16 protein-coding genes are annotated in these 19968 nt (G+C 69.3%); 9 read left to right on the forward strand and 7 right to left on the reverse strand.

The window, feature by feature from the left end; translation table 11 throughout:
- The first annotated feature begins 25 nt into the window (after nt 1-25).
- From WME82_RS36165 to WME82_RS36190, 6 genes are all read left to right on the forward strand, one after another.
- Nucleotides 26-2440 carry a type VI secretion system Vgr family protein gene (locus WME82_RS36165; protein ID WP_438039037.1) on the forward strand — a complete coding sequence of 805 codons (2415 nt, stop codon included), beginning with the start codon at nt 26-28 and terminating at the stop codon, nt 2438-2440.
- A gap of 82 nt (nt 2441-2522) precedes the next feature.
- Entirely contained in the window at nt 2523-5597 is a 3075-nt protein-coding gene (locus WME82_RS36170) for a DUF2169 family type VI secretion system accessory protein (RefSeq protein ID WP_438039038.1), read from the forward strand.
- A 7-nt stretch (nt 5598-5604) separates the two neighbouring features.
- A complete protein-coding gene (locus WME82_RS36175) occupies nt 5605-6696 on the forward strand; it encodes a pentapeptide repeat-containing protein (RefSeq protein WP_438039039.1) in 1092 nt (363 codons plus the stop codon).
- A 67-nt stretch (nt 6697-6763) separates the two neighbouring features.
- Nucleotides 6764-7354, forward strand: a complete 591-nt coding sequence (locus WME82_RS36180; RefSeq protein WP_438039040.1) for a DUF3540 domain-containing protein — start codon at nt 6764-6766, stop codon at nt 7352-7354.
- 6 nt (nt 7355-7360) lie between these two features.
- Nucleotides 7361-7744, forward strand: a complete 384-nt coding sequence (locus WME82_RS36185) for a DUF4150 domain-containing protein (protein ID WP_437741064.1) — start codon at nt 7361-7363, stop codon at nt 7742-7744.
- A gap of 81 nt (nt 7745-7825) precedes the next feature.
- Nucleotides 7826-8296 carry a hypothetical protein gene (locus WME82_RS36190; protein ID WP_438039041.1) on the forward strand — a complete coding sequence of 157 codons (471 nt, stop codon included), beginning with the start codon at nt 7826-7828 and terminating at the stop codon, nt 8294-8296.
- 78 nt (nt 8297-8374) lie between these two features.
- Here the strand turns inward: WME82_RS36190 and WME82_RS36195 are convergent, their stop codons facing one another.
- From WME82_RS36195 to WME82_RS36225, 7 genes are all read right to left on the reverse strand, one after another.
- Entirely contained in the window at nt 8375-9430 is a 1056-nt protein-coding gene (locus tag WME82_RS36195) for a glycosyltransferase family 4 protein (protein ID WP_438039042.1), read from the reverse strand.
- Nucleotides 9421-10287, reverse strand: a complete 867-nt coding sequence (locus WME82_RS36200; protein WP_437764790.1) for a PIG-L deacetylase family protein — start codon at nt 10285-10287, stop codon at nt 9421-9423. Before WME82_RS36200 ends, WME82_RS36195 begins: the two co-directional genes overlap by 10 nt.
- A 284-nt stretch (nt 10288-10571) precedes the next feature.
- Nucleotides 10572-11456: a beta-xylosidase gene (locus WME82_RS36205; protein ID WP_438039043.1), complete on the reverse strand. Its 885-nt coding sequence runs from the start codon at nt 11454-11456 to the stop codon at nt 10572-10574.
- The gene (locus WME82_RS36210; RefSeq protein WP_044966491.1) at nt 11453-12256 is read right to left on the reverse strand and encodes a TIGR04290 family methyltransferase; all 804 of its coding nucleotides are present in this window, start codon (nt 12254-12256) and stop codon (nt 11453-11455) included. Before WME82_RS36210 ends, WME82_RS36205 begins: the two co-directional genes overlap by 4 nt.
- An 11-nt stretch (nt 12257-12267) precedes the next feature.
- A complete protein-coding gene (locus WME82_RS36215; protein WP_437741069.1) occupies nt 12268-12996 on the reverse strand; it encodes a sugar phosphate nucleotidyltransferase in 729 nt (242 codons plus the stop codon).
- 40 nt (nt 12997-13036) lie between these two features.
- Nucleotides 13037-14107: a CgeB family protein gene (locus WME82_RS36220; RefSeq protein ID WP_438039044.1), complete on the reverse strand. Its 1071-nt coding sequence runs from the start codon at nt 14105-14107 to the stop codon at nt 13037-13039.
- Nucleotides 14104-15081 (reverse strand): DUF4202 family protein, encoded by a 978-nt coding sequence (locus tag WME82_RS36225; RefSeq protein ID WP_438039045.1) that lies wholly within the window; start codon nt 15079-15081, stop codon nt 14104-14106. Before WME82_RS36225 ends, WME82_RS36220 begins: the two co-directional genes overlap by 4 nt.
- A 462-nt stretch (nt 15082-15543) precedes the next feature.
- On the opposite strand from WME82_RS36225, the gene WME82_RS36230 reads away from it, so the two are divergent.
- From WME82_RS36230 to WME82_RS36240, 3 genes are all read left to right on the forward strand, one after another.
- Complete coding sequence (locus WME82_RS36230) at nt 15544-16674, forward strand: STAS domain-containing protein (protein ID WP_438039046.1); 1131 nt, start codon at nt 15544-15546, stop codon at nt 16672-16674.
- A gap of 153 nt (nt 16675-16827) precedes the next feature.
- On the forward strand, nt 16828-17724 hold the full coding sequence (locus tag WME82_RS36235) for a calcium-binding protein (RefSeq protein ID WP_438039047.1): 897 nt from the start codon (nt 16828-16830) through the stop codon (nt 17722-17724).
- A 174-nt stretch (nt 17725-17898) separates the two neighbouring features.
- On the forward strand, nt 17899-19605 hold the full coding sequence (locus tag WME82_RS36240; protein WP_438039048.1) for a pentapeptide repeat-containing protein: 1707 nt from the start codon (nt 17899-17901) through the stop codon (nt 19603-19605).
- Nucleotides 19606-19968 lie beyond the last annotated feature (363 nt).

Consider the following 19968-nt stretch of genomic DNA (forward strand, 5'->3'; position numbering starts at 1 on the left):
CTGTTTCCCCCCCGCGAGGCTCGCCATGCCTGACAATTTTGTCGTCCAATCAAGCGCCCTGCCCTCTTCCACCAAGCTCGTAGCTTTTCACGGCACCGAGGGCATCTCGAAGCCCTATCGCTTCGAGCTCTACCTGGTGATGACGAACGACGTCGGCCAGAGCTTTGATATGGCGGCGGCCGTGGGGCAGCCGGTGAGCATCTCCCTGGAGCGGAGCGACGGCGGCGAGCCCTTCCTTCGGAGCGGCGTCCTCGGCAGCATCGAGCTCATCAACGAATTCGCCGGCCGGTCCGTCTTCCGGGCCACCATGGTCCCGCGCCTCGCCTTGCTCGCCATGTCGTTTCACAGCCGTGTCTTCACCGCGCAGGCCATCCCGGCGATCCTTCAAGCCGTCCTCCAGAAGGGCGGCGTCACGGACTGCTCCCTCCAGCTCCAGGGCTCCTACACCGCCGAAGAGCATGTCTGTCAGTACCGCGAGACCGACTATGCCTTCGTCGCCCGGTGGATGGAGCGCGAAGGCATCTATTATTACTTCGAGCATGGGGAGGGCGGCGAGACGCTGGTGCTGGTCGATGACAAGTCGGCCCATCAGCCCCATGGCGGCAAGCCCATTCGTTACTACCCGCAGCCAGGCGGCGCCAACACCGCGAAGGACACGTTCCACGCCTTCACCTGCCGGCATGACGCCATGCCCGGCACGGTCCGCCTCAAGGACTACAACTACGCCACGCCGGCCGTACCGGTCACCGGGCAGGCGTCGGTCAGCCCCAAGGGCTTCGGCGAGGTCAGCCTGTACGGCGCGCGGTTCTTCTCGTCGGGCGACGGGGCGCGGCTGGCGCGGATCAAGGCCGAGAGCCTCTCCGCGACCGGCGTCGTCTACCAGGCGATGGGCAAGGCAGCGACGGTGGTCCCTGGGTTCACCTTCGAGATCGAGGACCACCCGCGGGCCGCGTTCAACACGAAGTACCTGACCATCGAGGTCGAGCACTGGTCCAACCAGGCCCCGGACATGCCCGAGCTCCGCGACTTCACGACGTGGACCGAGAACTACCGCATGGAGGCCAAGGCCATCCCCGTGACGACGCAGTTCCGCGCGCCGCAGGTCACCGAGTGGCCGCGCATCTACGGCACCGAGATCGCGATCGTCGAGGGCGCGGCGGTCAGCGAGTACGCGCAGATCGACACCCATGGTCGCTACCGGATCAAGTTCCACTTCGACGAGAGCGACCTGAGCGGGGGGAAGGCGTCGACCTGGGTCCGGATGCTGCAGCCCCACGGCGGCGGCATCGAGGGCTTCCACTTCCCGCTGCGCGCTGGCGTCGAGGTCATGTGCGCCTTCGAGGGGGGCGATCCCGACCGGCCGGCCATCGTCGGCGTCGCGCCCAACGCGCTGACGCCGAGCCCGGTCACGTCGGGGAACAACACGCGGAACGTGATCCAGACGGGCGGGCGGAACCGGCTCGAGCTCGAAGACCAGGCCGGGCAAGAGCGGGTCACGCTGTCGACGCCTTATGACAACACCTACCTCCGGATGGGGGCGCCCAACGGCGGCGCGTCGTACGAGGTCAAGTCGCAAGGCCACGCTTATGTGTGGATCGGAGGCAGCTCCGAGAACATCGTGACTGGCAACCGAACGGCGATCACCGTGGGCATCTCCGAGAGCGTGATCGGGGGCTTCAGCTTGAGCGCCGTCGGGGGGTACGCCGGGAGCTTCATCGCTGGATACTCACAGAACGTGATCTTGGGCTATCGCCACACGACCATCCTCGGCAATGAGAAGACGATCCTCCGCGGCAACCGAAAGACGGCCATCACGGGGAATCGGACCACGAGGATCGGGGGCGACGACACGTTCATGCTCGTGGGCGATCGCGTCGCCACCATCAGGGGCAACAGCAGCTTGCGCGTCTTTGGGAGGCGTAACACCAATATCCAGGGCCGCGACAAGAGCAATTTCTTCAACGGGCGAGAGACGACGATCCACGTGTCGAACCAGACGACGGTCAACGGCACCAGCGAGGTCGATATCAACGGCACGCGACGTGCGGACGTCCGCGGTCACGCCACCAGCAACTTTTACGGAGGGCGAACGACCAACGTCACGGGGGGGAGCACGAAGACGATCAGGGGCGGTAACACCGCCACGATCCATGGACTGAGAAAAACCACGGTCAACGGGGCGAGCGAGAGCACCATCAACGGCGCCGCTCAAAGCACCATCACCGGGCTCTACAAAACCACGATCGGGTCGCGGATCGAGATCATCAAGGGAACCAAGACCGAGAGGATCAACGGTCTGGCATACAAATATGCCCCCAAAGAGATAAAGAAAGTGACGTTCGCGGAGGTCAACGCGAAGGGGCTCAAGCATAGCGTCGAGCTGTATCGCATTCAGTACCAGCTCGGCTTCCACAAGGGGCAGCTGCACCTCATCCAGTAATTCACCTGCTGCTTGTGGAACAGCCTCGCGCTGAGCGCCGAGTCGAACGCCCCATCGAGCCCGCCACCCTGGAGTCCGTCGGATGAAAATCGTCAAGCCCATGCGCCTCGGGGTGGTGCCGAGGGTCTTCATGCACCAGCGCACCCCGCACCTCGTGGTCACCACCTTCGTCGGCTTCTCCTACGACCGGCCGGCCCGGCTGCTCTATGAGCCCACGGTCTGGAAGATGGCCATGGAGGAGCTCGGCGAGGACGGCCTCCTCGACGAGTTCAACCCCAAGACCCGGGGCGAGCTCCTCGTCACGGGCCGCTGCTATCCGCCGGGGCGCGTCGCCCGCCCCGCGAGCTCGGTCCGCGTCCAGCTCGGACCCATCAACAAGAGCCTCTACGTCATCGGCGACCGGACGTGGGGGATGCTCGGCATGTCGGACCCGGCGCCCTTCACCGAGATGCCCGTCACCTGGCGAAACGCCTTTGGCGGGAAGGATTTCGCCAGGAACCCGCTGGGCAAAGGCCACGGCGACAAGAGCGCGGCGCTCCCCAACATCGAGTCGCCCAGGCACCTCATCCACGCGCGCAGCGACTGCCCGATGCCCGCCGGCCTCGACGGCTACGACCTGACGTGGCCCCAGCGGTTCTCCAAGATCGGCACCTACGACGCGGCGTGGCGCGACGAGTGCTTCCCTGGTCTTGCGCGGGATCTGGACCCGACGCTGTTCAACATGGCCCCGGAAGACCAGCAGGTCGACGGGTTTTTCCGGGGCGACGAGGCCTTCGTGGTCGAGAACATGCACCCCGACAAGCCCCGGATCGAAGGCGCCCTCCCCGGGGTTGTAAGTCGATGCTTCGTCGTCCTCAAGGCGAGCGACGGTGTGGAGATCCACGAGCCCGCGATGAAGCTCGACACGGTGCGTCTGTTCCCGCACCGCGAGCGAGGGGTCGCCCTCTTCCGCGGCGGCATCGAGATCTCCGAGGACGACGCAGACGACGTGGTCGCCGTGCTGGTCGCCTGCGAAGCCATGGGTGCTCCCAGGCCCGTCGCGTATTACCACGATTACCTGATCCCCCGGCTTGGCCTTGCGAGCAACGATCTCCCGGATGACCAGGACGACATGCTCATGCCCGAGCCCGAAGATCCGGAGGCGCCGCCGCTGCCCGATGACACGCTCTCCGGGCTCGCGTCGAAGCTCAGGCGGGAGGGGTTTCTGGGGGGCACTCCGGCTCGATCCGTCAAGCGCGCGGCTGGAGCCGCGGCCGCCGCCGGTGTCGTCACCACCGGTGTCCACGAAGCGGGAGCAGCGGAGGACCCCGACGTCGAAGCGGTCGAGGCCGAGCTCGCCGAGGTGGGGACGGACGCCGAGCACCTCGTCGCCGCGGCCGACGAGGACGAGGCGGAGCCAGCCACGGACTTCCCAGAGGGCACGGAGCCGGAGGAAGAGGAGAGCCCCGCGTGGTCCCAGGCGGACACGGGGGTGAACCACGAGGCGGACCCGGAGGCGCTCGCGTTCGCAGCCTCGGCGACGACGCCCGCCCTGGAAGACGAGCCCGAGGAGGCCGAAGCGCTTCGCGCGCAGGAAGCGCTCACGGAATGGGGCAAGAGGCAGCTGCGAGACCATGGCATCGATCCAGAGGCGCACCTCGCCCAGGAAGAGCCCTCCGATGACCTCGAGTCCCTCGATGACCCGGAAGAATCCGAAGAGGCCGTGGTCCGCCTGGTCGAGGGCAAGCTCGGCAGCGGGCTGACGGCGCACGGGGTCGACGTCGGTGCCTTGTTGGCGAGGGCGCGTCAGAACGACGCCGAGCGCCCGAGCGAGATCAGGATGTCGGAGGTCCGCGAGCGCATGCGGCGGTCGCTGACGAGCGAGGGCCTCACGCCGGAGAAGACCGAAGCGCTGGTGTCGTCGCTGGATTGGCGAGCCTTCGAGGACGAGACCCAGGCCGCCGCTGACGAGGACCTCGACGACACATTCCACCTCCCCGACGAGGCGCCCGAGGCTGCCCACGCCCTGCCCGAGGACGAGGCCTGGGGCGGTGAGCCTGCGGACGGCGAGGGCTTCGCGTCTGCGGAGGATCTGGACGACAGGGCTTCGTCCTTCGCCGAGCTGGGCGAAGACGGGCCGCGGCTCGCGCACCTCCTGGCGGCCTCCGCGCCCCTCGACAGCGAAGAATCGCTGCGGCTTCGCCGCGAAGTGGAGGCCGGGCACAAGGAGGGGCGGAGCTTCGCGGGGTGCGACCTCACGGGCGCCGACCTCTCTCACCTCGACCTCGAGGGGATCGACCTCGAGGGCGCCATGCTCGAGTCGGCCTTTCTCACCGGGAGCGTCCTGCGAAAGGCGAAGCTCACGGGAGCCGTCCTGGCGCGAGCCAACCTGGAGGCCGCGGATCTCTCGGAGGCCAGGCTCAACGGAGCCAATTTCGGTTCGGCGTGCCTGCGGGACGTGAAGGCCACGGGAGGCGTCGATTTCGGCGAGGCCGTGCTCGTCAAGGCGGACCTCTGGGGAGCGGATCTGTCCGGCGCCAATCTCTCGCGCGCCGACCTCTCCGAGGCCAATTTCTGCGACACCAACCTGGAGAACGTCGTCGCGGAAGAGGCGATGTTCCAGCAGGTGGACCTCACGGGAGCGCGCCTCGTGGGCGCGCGGCTCTCGGGGTGCACCTTCAACGAGGTGAATGTGACCGAGGTCGATTTCACCGGCGTCGACCTGAGCTCCGCCACCTTCATCGCCGCCCAGGGCGACCGCGCCATCTTCCGAAAGGTGATGGCAAAGGACCTCACGAGCGTGATGGGCTCGTCCTTCGCCGGCGCAGACTTCTCCGGCGCGACGCTCGCCGGCGCGAACCTGATGGGGACGAGCCTCGCCGGCAGCGACCTCTCCGACGCCGACCTGCGCGGCGCGCTGCTCAACGAGGCCGACCTGACGCAGGCGAGCCTCGATCGCGCGAACCTCGCCGAAGCCATGCTGACCCGCGCCAACCTCACCAGGGCGTCGCTCTACGCCGCCGACCTGAGGCAGAGCATCATGAACAGCGCGTGCGTCGAGGGGGCCAACTTCGAGAAAGCCAACCTGTTCAGCGCATGCGCCGATCGAATGGTTGGAGATGACGACACGAGCTTCGCCGGCGCCAACCTCAAGCGACTCAGGGTAATACCGGCCTAGAGGGAGCATGGACAGGGAAGCGCTGTGCAAGCTGATCGAACAAGAAGAGGTCGTTTCGGAGCTGGATCTGTCGGGCTTCGACCTGTCGGGGCTCGACCTCTCCGGCGGGATCTTCGAAGATGTCCGCTTCACCAACGCCAACCTCACCGGCGTCAAGGTGCGCGAGGCGATCTTTCACCGCTGTGACCTCGCGGGAGCCAACCTGAAGGGGCTGGATTTTCACCTTGGCACGGCCATGGACTGTACGCTCGCGGGGGCCGTGCTCGCCGGCGCCTCGCTGGTTGGAGCGAGCGTCTCGGCCGTGGACCTCGAATCGGCCGATCTGACCGGAGCCGACCTCTCGTCGGCTACCATCGACCATGCCCAGCTCAAGAACGCCCGACTGGTCCGGGCCGACCTGACCGACGGCACCCTGTTTGGCGTCACGCTCGAGGGCACGGACTTCTCTCAGGCCAACCTGACCAGGGCCGTCCTGTTCCGTCAGGACCTGTCCCAGGCCATTCTCACGGGGATCACCCTCGTGGAAGCGATCCTGGTCGAGGTGCGGATGGGGCCCAAGGACTTCCGGCGGATGGACCTCAGCAGAACGCAATTTACAAACGCCGACCTGCGCGGTTGCGACTTTTCAGGGGCCACGCTGACGCAATGTGGCTTCAAGGGCGCCGACTTGACCGGGGCTCGGCTGGACGGCGCCGTCGCCCAGCTGGCCGACTTCGTCGAAGCGACCCTGATGAACGCGAGCCTCACCCAGGCCGACCTGAGCCAGGCGCTCTTCGTCGACGCGCGCGCGGGCGCCACGAACCTCGCGGGCGCGCGGCTCGAGATGAGCGTCTGGCACCGGGCGAGCTGCCCGGGCGCCCGCTTCTGCCGGGCAGACCTGAGCCATGCGGACTTCTCCCACGCCGACGTGTCCTTCGCCGACTTTTCCGACGCCACGCTGTCGCGCGCGCGGCTGCACCGTGTGACGGACAAGGGCACGACATGGCCGCCGAGCAAGGCGCTGGCGCACGGAGACGACCAGGAGCTCAAGGAAGCAGAAGACTGGCAGGCCAACGTCCTTGGGAGGCCTGCCGGCAGTCAACGCACCCCTCACTCATGAGGAAACCATGCAGAGCGCAGCAAGAGCGAGACAAACCCAGCGGGAAACCCACGGCGAACACGGCGCCGTGCTCCGCGTCGATGGCTCCGCGTACATCGTCGAGACCGAGAGCGGCGAGGTCCGCGCGAAGCGCGCGACGAGCTGCCTGCTGGAGCCCGCCCCCGGAGACCTGGTGCTCCTCACCGCCGTGAACGGCGCGCATTACATCCTCGCCGTTCTCGAGCGGGAGGAAGGCGCGCCCTCACACCTCGTCTCCGACGGAGATCTCCAGATTCGTCTGCGGCGCGGCTCGCTGGGCATCGCGGCGCCCGACGGTGTACACGTGGCAGCCGGCAAGGACCTCTCGATGGCCGCATCGACCTTCCGTGTCCAGGCCAAGGAGGGGCACGTCGCGCTGGAGCTGTTCACGTTCCTCAGCAAGATGGCTCGCGGGGAGGTCGACCGGGCCAAGCTGATCGGCCGGAGCCTCGACTCGGCGCTCGAACGGCTGTCACAGAGGGTGAAGCGCTCCTACCGCATCGTGGAAGAGGCTGACCATGTGCGCGCCGAGCGCATCGACTATGCGGCCAAGGGCAACCTCGCCATCCACAGCGAGAACGCCAAGATCACCGCGTGCCACGTCGTGAAGATCGACGCCGATCAGATCCAGGTAGGGTGACCGAACATGTTTGCAATCACATCGCGCGGCGGGATGGACTTTGGCATCCCGGACGTCTGCCGTCTTCCGACGACCATCCCCGTCCCGTTTCCAAACTTTGCGGCGAAGCCCATGGGGACGTCCCCCGCGTACAAGGTGCGCATCGGGCCCGCTCCCGTCCATACCCTGGCGACGACCATTCCGCTCACCTCCGGCGACAACCCCGGGCTCCTTGGCGGCGTGATCTCCGGCCGCAACATGGGCCCCGCGAGGCGTCTCCGGTTCTCTCGCAACACGTTGTGGCAGGGAAAACCGGCGGTGGTGCTCAGCGCCAACGGCCTCGGGAACCAGATCAACACGAACTCGACGACCATTGTCCCGAGCCAGACCAAGGTTCTGATTCTCAAGTGACGTCCGCTCGGTCATCCGCGAGAGCCGCCCGCGAGAGCGCCCCGAGATCCCGCCCTGCTCTGAGCGCCGAGGGACACCCACGTGGCCATCGATGAAACTACCCGCATCCGCCTGGGGATCATTCAAAAGAAATACGGCGATCGCCTGGCCCGGAGCACGAACGGCTCCACCCCGCCGGACCGGCGCCAGGTGTTCATTGATGAATTCCGGCGGATCCTGGCCGACATCTTCGTTCCCACGTTCGAGGCCATCGGCGGTGAGCTCGCCTCGTCAGGCCACGCTTACCGGATCGAGCAGGACGTGGGCGAGAAGACCCCCAGCATCGAGTTTCACCTCCTGCTCCGGGGCGTGCCGGCGAAGGCGAACAACCTGATCCGCCTCTTCTACAGCGCCGAGGCCGCGGGCGACGGAGAGGTGATCGCCGAGGTCAACGTCTACCAGACCCTGACCGAGCTCACGCGGTTCCGGGTGCTGTCTCGGGTCACCCGAGAGGTGGCGGAGCAGATGTGCGTGGACGCCATCGAGCACGTCTTCGCCTGCAACGCTCGCTGAGGGGCTCGTGTGATGCGCGCGGCGCGGCCGCAGGCGGAGAGCGTCGCCCTCCATCCTCCAGCACGGCGACCCGGCGCTTCACCCTTCGCGCAGGATCCGGCGGTACGTCTCGAGGTACGCCGCCGCCGTCGCCGCCGCCGAGAAGCGCTCCTCGGCCGCGCGACGGCACGCCGCCGGGTCGAGCCGGTCGACCCTCGCCATCGCGTCGGCCATCTCCGCAACGCCGTCCACCAGGAACCCCGTCCGGCCGTGCTCGACGATCTCCGGCAGCGCGCCGGCGCCGCGCAGCGCGATCACCGGCGTTCCCGAGGCCAGCGCCTCCAGGGCCACGAGCGAGCTGGTCTCCTGCACGAGGCTGGGGACGAGCAGGCACCGCGCCGCCGCGAGCAGGCGGCGCTTCCGGGCGAGGCCCACCGGGCCAAGGAAGCGCCGCGCAGGCCCGGGCCCGCGCAGCATCGGCAGCAGGACCTCCTGGAGATACCGCGTGTGCTCCTCGTACCCGAACGCCTGGCCGGCGATGAGCAGCGGCACGCCGGCGCGGACCGAGGCCTCGACGGCGACGTGATAGCCCTTCTCCGGGCAGATCCGGCCCAGCGCGAGGGCGAAGCCGCGCTTGTACCGCCTCGGCCGGTAGTGCTCCAGCCGGACGCCGTTCGGGATCTCGGGCAGGAGCCGCGCCTCCGGCGGACAGGCGCGTTGCTGCGTCGCGGACACGCAGTGGAGGAACGTCCTCGGCCGCTCGAGACGGAACACCGCGGGCGAATAGAAGCTCGGCGGGAGATGGAGGGTCGCGAGCACCGGCACGCCCGGCTCGGGCAGATAGCGATCGAAATCGACGCCGTGCAGGTGGACGAGGTCGATCGGATACCTGTCCAGGGCGCGGGCGACGGCGCTCCGGTGGTGGCTCCATGCCCGCTCCCTGGCCGCCTCGTCGAGGACGGCGCCGGGCGGGGGCGCCGGCGTGGCCACCAGCGTCCCCGCGCACGCGGAGCCCTCCGGGGCGACCACGATCGACCGGTGGCCGCCGCGCGAGAGCGCCTCGTCGAGCATCGAGAGGACCTGCTCGGCGCCGCCGACGGCGTCCGGACCCACGGGCGCGAGCGGATAACCGACGAGCAGGACCGTCAGAGGCACAGCTCACGCTCGAGGCCGAGCAGCGTGAGCGTCTTCGCCGCGAGCCGCCGCCAGCGCGCGCCGTCGATCGGGAAGCCGAGGCGCTCGTAGTGGAGCGGGCCATCGTGCGGCGGCCGGCGGAAATCGTACGCGGGCGCCGGCCGGAAGCGCTCGACCTCCGCGCCGAACGGGGCGAGCACCTCCCGCTGGCTGGCGAAGCAGGCCAGCATGGCGCGCTTCCGCGACGCCTCGATGTCCGAGAGCCGGAGCGCGATCTCGGGGACGCCGGGGTGCGCGATGAACTCGCCGGTGAGGAGGCGGCCGCGCGCGGCGTGGTACGACGCTGCCTCGAAGATCAGCGGCGCGGTGACGCCGTTCCAGAGGGCGAGCACCGCCGCCGCGTGGACGGCGAGCGCCGCCGCGTCGTGATCGGGGTGGCCGCCCTCGTAGGGGTGGGTGAACACCACCTCGGGCCGCGTCCGGGCGAACAGCTCGACGAGCCGCCGGGTGAGGCTCGGCGCCTCCTCGATCGCCTCCTGGTCGACCGCGCCGAGGCACCTGAGCCGCCCCGCGGGCACGTTGCCGGCCGACATCGCGCGGGTCACCTCCTCGCGCCGGAGCGCGGCGTAGCGCTCGCGCCCGATGCCGGCGAGGCCCGCCGGCACGAAGCGCTCGTCGCGCGGCGCCCCGTCGGTCACATGGACCACCTCGATCGGGCTGAGCCGGCCGATCCGCGCGCCGAGCCCGATGGTCTCGTCGTCCGGATGGGCGAGCACGACCAGACAGCGCGGCGCCCGGCCCGACGAGAGCCACGAGAACGGCGGCCACGCGAGCTCCTGGGCGGAGGGGCCCTGACGGCGGAGCACGGCGAGGTTCACGACGGCACCTCCGCGCGCCCGCGGCGCACCTCGGCCCGCGGCTCCGGTCGACCCCCCGGGGTGCCGCGGTGCTCTTCGGGTCTCCTCTTTCGCTTCGGCGTGCTCGCGATGTGGGACATGAGCCACCTGGAGCGCATGCGGTCAGGTCGTCCTGGCGCAAAACGCAGCGATCTCCACACTACCAAACGGCGACGCGGCGCGCCAGACGGCGCGTAAAGCGCGGATAGACGAGGAGACGCGTACCCGCCCCTCGCCTCTTTGCGCGTGTTACGCACGGCGTCGTCTCATGCGTAGCGCCGCGTCATCCGGGCGCAGAAGTCGGCGAACTCCTCGATCCGCTGCGGAGGGCTCGTGTGGTGGGGCCGGAGGCCGGCGTGCTCCGGGGTGAAGCAGTAGGTCAGGGTCACCTCGAACGGCTCGAGCGCCTTCATCTGCCGGTCGAACCAGGCCTCCGCGCCGGGGCGGAAGCTGTCGGCCCAGCTGAGGCCCGTGCGGAGGTGGCGCACCCCGAGCTCCTTCAGCCACGCCACCGCGTCGTCGAGCCGGTGGTCCTCGAAGTGGAACCACTGGCACAGACCGAAATCAGGGGTGTACTCCGGGAAGAGCCGGAGCGCGCGCTTGGGCGTCCCGTCCTCGCGGAGCAGGCCCATGTAGAAATGCCGGTAATACGACGAGCCCTCGGCCTCGCGGTGCCGGGTCGTCGCCGGCCACGCGCGCGGCAGATCATAGAGGCTGTACCAGTGGATCCGCTCGACCTTGCCGCGGAGCAGCTCGGCGCTCCGCCGGAGACCGAACTCCTGCACCTCCTCGGCGCCGAACGTGGAGACGCCGATCTCGGTGATCCAGAGCGGCCTGTCGGTCACCACGCGGATCTCCTCGAGCTTGGCGGGCCACTCCTGGATCTGCCAGTGATTCCAGTCGAGAGGGAAGCCGTGCACCGCGACCACGTCGACGTGCTCGAGCACGCCCTGCCGCCCCATGTTGGCGATGAACCCCGGATCGATCGGCGAGATGCCGCCCAGCACCCGCAGCAGCCAGTGGCGCTCGCTCCGGATCGCGTCCGCGGCGAGCTTCACCATGGTTCCATACGTCGTCCACTCGGGATCGATCTCGAAATCCCAGTGCGACTTGTTGTTGGGCTCGTTCCAGAGCATCACCGCCTCGATCACGCCTGCTCTCCCTTCACGAAAGCTCGCCTCGCCGGGTAGACGGCGCCAGGCGGACGACCGGCGGCCCTCTCGCGCCGGCGGCAGAGGTAGACCTCGGGCTCAGGGTGGTTCACGATCTCGAAGCCGGCGCTCCGCAGCATCGCCTCGGCGCAAGCCCGGTTGGGCACCCACCAGTTGGTCGGGTCGTGCGCATAGCTGTGCTCGACGAAGTGAAGCCTGGGATAACCGGCCTCGTCGAATATCTCCTCCTCGGAGAAGGGGAAATCTTCCTCCAGCGGCGCCACCTCCGCGCTGCCGCGCTGCATGCTCTGGAAGATCAGCGTGTGTCCGACCACGTGCTCGTGGAGCAGATCGAGCGCCAGGAGCGGGTGGCGGAGGTGGTACAGGACGCCCAGGAAGAGCACGAGATCGAAGCGCTCTCCGAGGCTGCCGACGTCGTACACGGAGAGGTTCCGGAACTCGATGTCTGCCCCGGAGACCTCCGCGGCGAAGCGCGCCTGCGCCAGGTAGTCCTCGTCGCTGTCGATCCCGAGGACGCGCGCCGCCCCGCGCCGCTTCATCTCGAGCGAGTAGAAGCCGGCGTTGCAGCCGATGTCGAGGACCGTCTTGCCCGTGAGATCCGCCGGGACGGCGTCGGCGAAGCCCCTCCATTTGAACGCGGGGTAATCCCCCAGGAAATGGTCGGGCGCCGTCTTCACCCCGCGGAGATCGAGGTTGTGGAACCACGGCCCGAGCCCGCGCACGCGCTCCTGGATCTGCTCCCGCGTCCACTTCGCCGCTCCCTCGACGCACCTCTCCATGGCCCCTCCCTTCACGCGGCGGCGCGGCTGAGGAGCTGGATGGCCTCGTGGTAGCCGTGCAGCGTCCCCACGTCGACATAGGCCTCTCCGGCCCGCACGGCGCGCGCGCTGCCGCCGCGGGCGAGGTACTCGTTCACAAGCGTCCCGATGTACGGGTCCTCCCGCCCGCGCTCGCGCCAGAGGTCATGGAGCTCCTGCATCACCGCCCCCGTGAGCCTGAAGGCGCCCCAGACCCACCGCGAGCGCGCGTTGCGCTGCTTGACCTGGATCTCGAGCACACGGCCCTCCTCGTCGGTGACGACCGCGTCGAAGAGCTCCGGATGCTCGACCGGAAAGAGCAGGAACGAGAGCCCTCCGCCGCCGAGCGAGCAGAGCCCGTGCTCCGGGAACCACACCGTGTCGGGGAGCCCCACGAGCACGTCCTCCTCCGGCCGGATCCAGGGGAGCGACCGGAAGATGGCGTCGCAGAGCCCGGCGGCGGCCGGCTGCACCACATAACAGATGTGCGCCGGGCCGACGCTCGCGCCGTAGTACTCGACGATATCCGACTTGCCCGGCGAGATCACCATGCAGAGCCGGGTCGCGCCGGCGAGCACCATCCGGTCGATGAGGTACTCGCTGACCGCGCGCGGCCGCTCCACGTCGCCGTCCCTGCGCGTCCCCACCGGGAGCAGCTCCTTCGAGAACGCGAGCGGCTGGATCCTGCTGCCCAGGCCCGCCGCCGGAATCACTCCCCACATCGCGCCGTCCCTCCGTTCGATGAGCCGACCTCGGCTCCGTTCAGTGAGCCGAGACCGACTCGAGAATGGCCACGAGCTCCGCCGCGCGGCGCGCGGCGCTGTGCTCCGCGAGCACCCGCTCCCGCGCCGCGCGGGCGATGGCCGCGATCTCGCCCTCCGGGAGCGAGAGCGCCGCGACCGCCTCGTCCGTGGTCGCCGCCACGAGGATCTCCCTCCCCGGCGTGAAGAACCGGTCGAGCCCCTCCCACCCGTCGCTCAGGATCGGCGTCCCGCAGGCGGCGGCCTCGAAGAGCCTCCCGGAAGGGCAGTAACCCATCGCCGCCATCGCCCCCCGCGTCACGTTGAGCGTCAGCCGCGAGGAGCAATAGAACGCCGGGTGATCCGGCGGCGCCACGTGACGATGGTAATAGACGTTCTGCGCCCACGGGAAGTCCTCGGGATAGAGCGAGCCCCCGATGACGAACCGCTTCTCGGGCAGCCTCCTCGCCGCCTCGAGGAAGAGGCGGGAGAGCGCCGCCTGCCGGTCGGCGGCGTACGTGCCGAGGTACGAGAGATCCCCGCGGAAGCCGTCCCGCGGCGGGACCGGGCGGTGCACCGCCGGGTCCGCGCTGCCGTAGAGCGGGAACACGCGCCGGGCGCCGAGCTGCGTCCCGAGCTGATCGAGCGCCGCGCCGCCGGTGTAGCTGAGCACGCAATCGAAATCGGCGAGGCCTCGAGGGCCGATGTAGCCGACCGGCTGTCCGGCCTGGATGCGATCCAGCGTCACCGGCGTGTCGAGATCGTAGAAGACCTTGAGCGCGCCGGACTCGAGGGTTACGTCGGTCGCGGGGCCGCCGTCGGGGCAATACGACGTGACCATCGCCGCGTCGGCCTCGCGGACGGCGCGCCTGGCCTCGGGGAGGACGTCCTCGAACGAGGTGTAGAGCCGGAGCGTGTTGCCGTGCGAGAGCGCGGTCAGATCCCGGTGCGCGGCGTAATACGGGACGTCGCGCTCGAAGAAGGCGACGCGGTGCCCGGCCCGCCCGAGGGCGGAGACGACGCCGCGCCACAGCGTGGCGTGGCCGTTGCCCCAGGACGAGCTGATCGTCAGACCGAAGATGACGAGCCTCATGGCGGAGCGGACCTCCTCGATGCCTGCGTCGCCGGCGCCGGCGGCCTGCGCGGCTCGCCGGGGATCATCGCTTCCACCTCGGGGCGGCAGCGGATCCGCGGCAAGAGCGCCCTTGCCTCGGGCCGGAGGCGGCGGAGCGTGTACGCTACCTTGGCGCGGGTGTGCTCGGGCCCGTAGCAGTCGAGGAACCCGGCGCTGTTCAGCGAGAAGAACGAGAGCGCGTCAGCGTCGTTGAGCAAGGCGAGCTCGGCGTCGTCCCCCGGCCGCTCGTGCGACGCCACCAGGGCGCCGATCCGGTCGAGTACCTCCGGCGCGAGCCCGACGCCGGCGAGCGCGGCGCGCGTCAGGGCGGCCCCGCGCCGCGCGTGCTCGTCCTTGAACGCCTGGTAGTCCGGGGCGCGGTGCTCTCTCCGGACGTCCGCCTCGGAGACGAGCCGCTCCACGTCGTGGAAGAGCGCCGCCACCTGGACGGCGACGCCGGCGCGCGGATCGAGGCGGAGCATCCATTGCCAGACGTCGATCGCATGATCGTGGTCGGCGCGGACGAGCGGCCTGTCGAGATCGTGGAGCTCCCGGTGCCGCCCGAGGACCCGGGCGAAGACCGCCGTCGCGGAGGCGAGGTTCCTCCTGCGGATGAAGCGCTGGCACCGTGTGAGGACCTCGTAGGCGGCGCGCGCGGCGCCCGCTCGCTCGAGCCCCTCGATCCGGAGGTCGAAGAGGCCGCCGGCGTCGAGCGCGTGCAGTCGGGTGTCGAGCGCCCACAGATCGAGCGCCGACGAGCGCCACGCGCGGGCGTCGACGACAGCGTGGAGCGCCCCCCCGGACGGGCCGGGCGCGCCGCTCTCCACCTCCACGCCAGGGAACTCCCTGGAGAGCGCCGCCCTGTCGGACGGGGAGAGGAGCGGCGTCTCGCAGATCGAGGGTCCATCGCTGCTCGAAGAGGGGCCGTGGATGAGGATGAGGCGCTTGAGCATGAGCGTGCGCTCTCCGGTCAGCCACCGGGACGGAGCTCGACACAGCTGCCGCGCGCGGCTGCCGCGGACGAACCGGGATCACAGGTGAGGAACCTATCGCCGTGGTCCTCACCGCACCATCGCGGAAATTCCGTAGAGCAACGTCGGGAAAGAAATGAGCGCGAGACGTGGGATCGCCGTAGCCGCGCCAGCCGCGGCTATCTCCCCTCGACGCTCCGCCCCGAGCCCCGGCGTCCGCTCCGCGGCCGCCCTGCCACGACGGCCGCACCTGGTCCGCCTGGGCCGCGCGCGCGCCGCCCGGGGTCGCCCGGGCGTGGCCCACCGCCCCTGATACCGCATCTCCCGCTCACTGCCGTCTGCCCCCTTCTTGCGCACGAACACGCAGGCCGAATTTATGAGGAGCATCACACGGCGGACCGGCGCCCATTGCGCGCCGCAGCCCGGTAAGCGAGTGTGACGCCGATGCACCTTGCGCAGCGCCTGGCCGGGCTTGAGCTGTCGGCCATCCCCGTGTGGGTCCTCGACGTGGACCGCTCGCGGGTCTGCTGGGTGAACGAGGCCGGCCTGGACCTGTGGCGGGCGCAGGATCGCGACGAGCTGTTCGCGCGCGATTACTCGACGGTGCCGCCGCCGATCCGGACGCGCTTCCAGGCCCTCGCCGCGCAGCTGCGCGGCGAGGGGGGCGTCGTGCGCGAGAGCTGGACCTTCTACCCGCGCGGGGTGCCAGTGACGGTGACGCTCCACTCCTCGAGCGTCGAGCTCGACGATGGGCGATTCGCGATCTTGAGCCAGGCGCTTCCCACCGACGGAGCGCCTGAGCCGGAGCTCGTCCGAGGCATCGAGGCGCTGCGCCACACCTCCGTGATGATCGCGTTCGTCGACCCGAGCGGAGACCTCCTGATGCAGAACCCAGCGGCTCTGCGGGCGTTCGGCCGCACCAGGACGTGGAGCGCCTGGCTGGGTGAGCCCGGCGAGGCGGACGCGATGCTCAGGGCGGCGCTGGACGGCGACATCGTGACGCGAGAGATGCTCGTCCGCACCGTGGATGGGGAGCGCCTGCACGCGATCGAGGGGCGAGCGGTGCGTGATCCCGTGACGGGCGTCCTGGGGGTCTTGTTCCACCACACGGACGAGACGGCGCGGATAGGCGCGGAGCGCTCCGCCGAGGAGCGCGGCCGCCTGCTGGACGAGCTGAACGCGTCGCTGGCGCTCGTCGAGCGGCAGCGCGGTGAGATCCTCGCCCTCTCCGCGCCCATCCTGGACGTGGGCGAGCGCGCGCTGGCGCTGCCGATCATCGGGGCGCTGAACCGAGAGCGGAGCGCGGAGATCGCAGCGCGGCTCCTGCCAGCGATCGCCGGCTCCGGGGTCGACCGCGTGATCCTCGACATGACCGGCGCCGCGGCGCTCGATGACGCCGGCGCCAGGCACCTGATCGAGATGGTGCGAGCGATCCGGCTGCTCGGCGCGTCCGCCATGATCACGGGCATCCAGCCCGCGCTGGCCCGCACCCTGGTGGCATCGGGCTTCGACGGGACCGGCATCACCCTCGTGGGCTCCATCGCCCAGGGCCTCTCGCGTTCCAGGAAGCGCTGAGCTGGAGCTACCGTCGTGCTCTGGCCAGGCGTCCGGCGTCGTCCTGGCGCACGCCTTCGGCCACCTGGCACACACGGGTCGACACTTGGCACAAAACGGCATCAACATCTCATAACCAATCGAAATTTCAGCATATTCGGAACGGCACAAAGCATGCTCCTCCGAGCCATCATGAACATCGAGATGGCAAGGCGAGCGGTTGGGGTCGGGGTGCTGGCGGCGTGTGCGTCCTTCGTGGGGGGATGCATGGCCGAGGTCGTGGATGGAACCGATGAAGCGCAGGATGAAGTGAAAGAAGAGGAGACCGCCTGCTGGGCTGACTTCGGCCCCGAGGCGCCCGGCGAATGCGCCATCGGCGAGGAGCGGGAATGTACGGACGACGATCCCAATACTCTGACCGGGTTTTGCCGTGAAAAGTGCGTGAACATCGACGGCAAGGCGGTCTGGGGGCTCAGGACCAACGACTTCCAGTGCCCCTATTATGAATCAGCCTGGCACATCGGCACATCGGTTGAATGTGACTGTTTCACGCCGCTCGTGCTCTCCTTCGACAATCGCGCGGTGGAGTTCACCGCCGAGGCGGGCGCCGCCTTCGATCTGACGGGCACCGGCGTGTGCCACGCGAGCGATTGGCCCACCTCGGCGACGCCCTGGCTCGCGCTCGATCGCGACGGCGACGGCGCCATCCAGGATGGAGGGGAGCTGTTCGGCTCGGCCACGCGGCTGGCGAGCGGGGGATTCGCGAAGAACGGCTTCGAGGCGCTGCGGGCGCTCGACGCGGACAACAACGGCGTCTTCGACAAGCAGGATCCGGCGTTCGCCAGGGTGGTCGTCTGGTCGGATAACAACCTCGACCGGAACAGCGCGCCCAGCGAGATCACGCCCCTCGAGGCGCTCGGCGTGACGTCGATCGATCTGCGCGACTTCCGTGACATGCGCTGCGACGCGCGCGGCAATTGCGAGGGCGAGCGGAGCGCTTTTGCCTTCACGGACGCTGCCGGGACGGCGCGCCGGGGGACGGTGATCGACGTGTACATGTCTCGTCGATGAGCGCTGCGCGGTGTTCACCGGGGCAGCGAGCGACGAAAAGACGAAGGCGGTGCCCTCGCGATTGAACCACATCTCGCCGGGGCCCACAAGCCGTACCAAGGTACGGATGGTCGATCCCACCTTCGTATCGCTAGCTTGCGCGCGGCACCTTCCACCGGAAAAGGAGTATCGCCGATGAAGCGCAAGACACCGCTCGTCCTCATGTCCCTCTTCACGCTCCTGGGCGCGAAGTCCGTCACCATGCTCAGCGGGTGTACCTTCACACCTGCAGAGGACGAGCCGCTGAGCACCGCGCAGCAGGCCCTGGCGGAGTGCCCCAGCGTGGCGACGCTCCAGCAGTGCACCGCGCAGAGCCCGTGCAGCCTCAACCTGAGCGGGTGCGACTACAGCAACGCGCAGCTCCCCGGCTTCTACAACACCGGCAACATGTCGGGCACGATCTTCGCCGGCGCGAACCTGGTCGGCGCTTTCTTGGGCGGCAACTCGGACATCGCGAGCTTCGTCGGCGCGAACCTCGCCGGGGCGACGCTCGAGAAGAACGCGAGCGGAGCCGACCTCGCCGGCGCGAACGTCACGGGCACGACGTTCAACGGGAACACCAGCGGGGTGAGCTGCACGAACCTCGTCGTGGAGACGCTCCCGGGCTCGAGCCCGCCGGCGGCGGGCCTACCGACGGGCCTGTCCTCCTCGTGCCTCGGCAACATCTCCGTGACCTGCCCGCCGCCCGCCGCGTGCTTCCAGCCGGGGGTCGCGAACCAGGGCACCGGCTGGGTCTGTCAGTACGCGGTGCAGGCCAACGGCACGAGCTGCGACGACGGCAATGCCTGCACGCTGACCGACACCTGCCAGTCCGGCGCCTGCACGGGCGAAAGCGACCCCTGTCTGAACGGCGGCACCTGCACCAACGACGTGACCAGCTACACCTGCCAGTGCCCCACAGGGTCGTTGGGCACGAACTGCGAGATCTCCTGCCCGTGCAGGGTCGACCCCACCTGGCTCCAGGTGACGGCCAACCCCGCCGGCGGAGGCATGAACGACGGGACCGCGGGGCTGTACGACAGCACCCTCTCCGCGCTGGTGTTCGTGGACCCTTCGGCGGGCACCTGCGAGGCCGCCGACTACGGGCAGCCCTACGGCTTCTTGTTCGGTCCGCCGGTATCGCAGACGATTCTGAGCATCACGCCGGCAGAGGCACAGGCGTGCCTGCAAGACATGGGCGACCCGTGCGCCTCGACGAACCCCTGCCAGAACGGCGGCACCTGCGCGTACGCCGGGCCGAACAGCTACACCTGCAGCTGCCCCTCCCCGTGGATCGGAACGAACTGCGAGTCTCTACCCGCGTGCACGACGGCCGACCCCTGCCAGAACGGCGGCACCTGTGTGAACCAGAACGGCGGCATGACGTCCACCTGCGCATGCCCCGCCGGCACCTACGGGCAAAACTGCGAGAACACCACGGGCGCAAGCTGCCCGACCGAGCTGACCCCCGTCCCCCAGGACGTCTCCTGGGGCGGGGGGTATTGGGACAGCACCCCCAGCGCGACGCCCAGCGCCTATACGACGATCCGGATGGTGGCGACGTTCCGGAACGACACGGGGGCGGACCTCGCCTTCACCCTCGAGAGAATGCCCTACGCCTGGGTCAACCCGAACTGCAGCGGCTGCGACAGCTTCGGCCTGACGCAGACCGTCAACGAGTACCCCCCCGCGGTCGTCCCGCCCGGTGGTACGTTCACGTACGACATCACCTTCACGATGGCCGGGGCGCCGGGGAGCGGGCAGGCCATCGGTTTCCAACCCCAAGACAGCCATTTCTTCGGCAACCTGGGCCCCACCAAGGGCGCCACCCTGCTCTCGTCGTCGTTCGTCTGCGCTCCCTGAGGGATGTAGGAAGTGGAAGGGGGGATCGCGCGGGCAGCCACTTCGCACGCGCGGAGGCTCGTGCCCACGTCGCCGCCTACCTCAACGGGCTGCTCAGCCCGATCGAACGCAAGAACAGCTGACAGCTCGCCGAGGCTGTCGGCGAGGCGCGCGAGGCGCTCGGCGAGCTACGCGCGGCGGCCGTCGAGACGCTGAACGGGCCCGGCGGCGACCTCAGTCTCTGGGGCAGAGGCCCCGTGAAGCTCTTCGACGCCGCCCTCCGCGACGTGCACCCCGATCTCTCCACGGCGCTGTTCGGTTGATCGTGGCGCCGCGGGCGTCAGCAGACGCCCTGAAATGCTGGACGGCGCACACGAAGGCAAC

It is taken from the genome of Sorangium sp. So ce128 (assembly GCF_051525245.1).
GTDB lineage: Bacteria > Myxococcota_A > Polyangia > Polyangiales > Polyangiaceae > Sorangium > Sorangium cellulosum_B.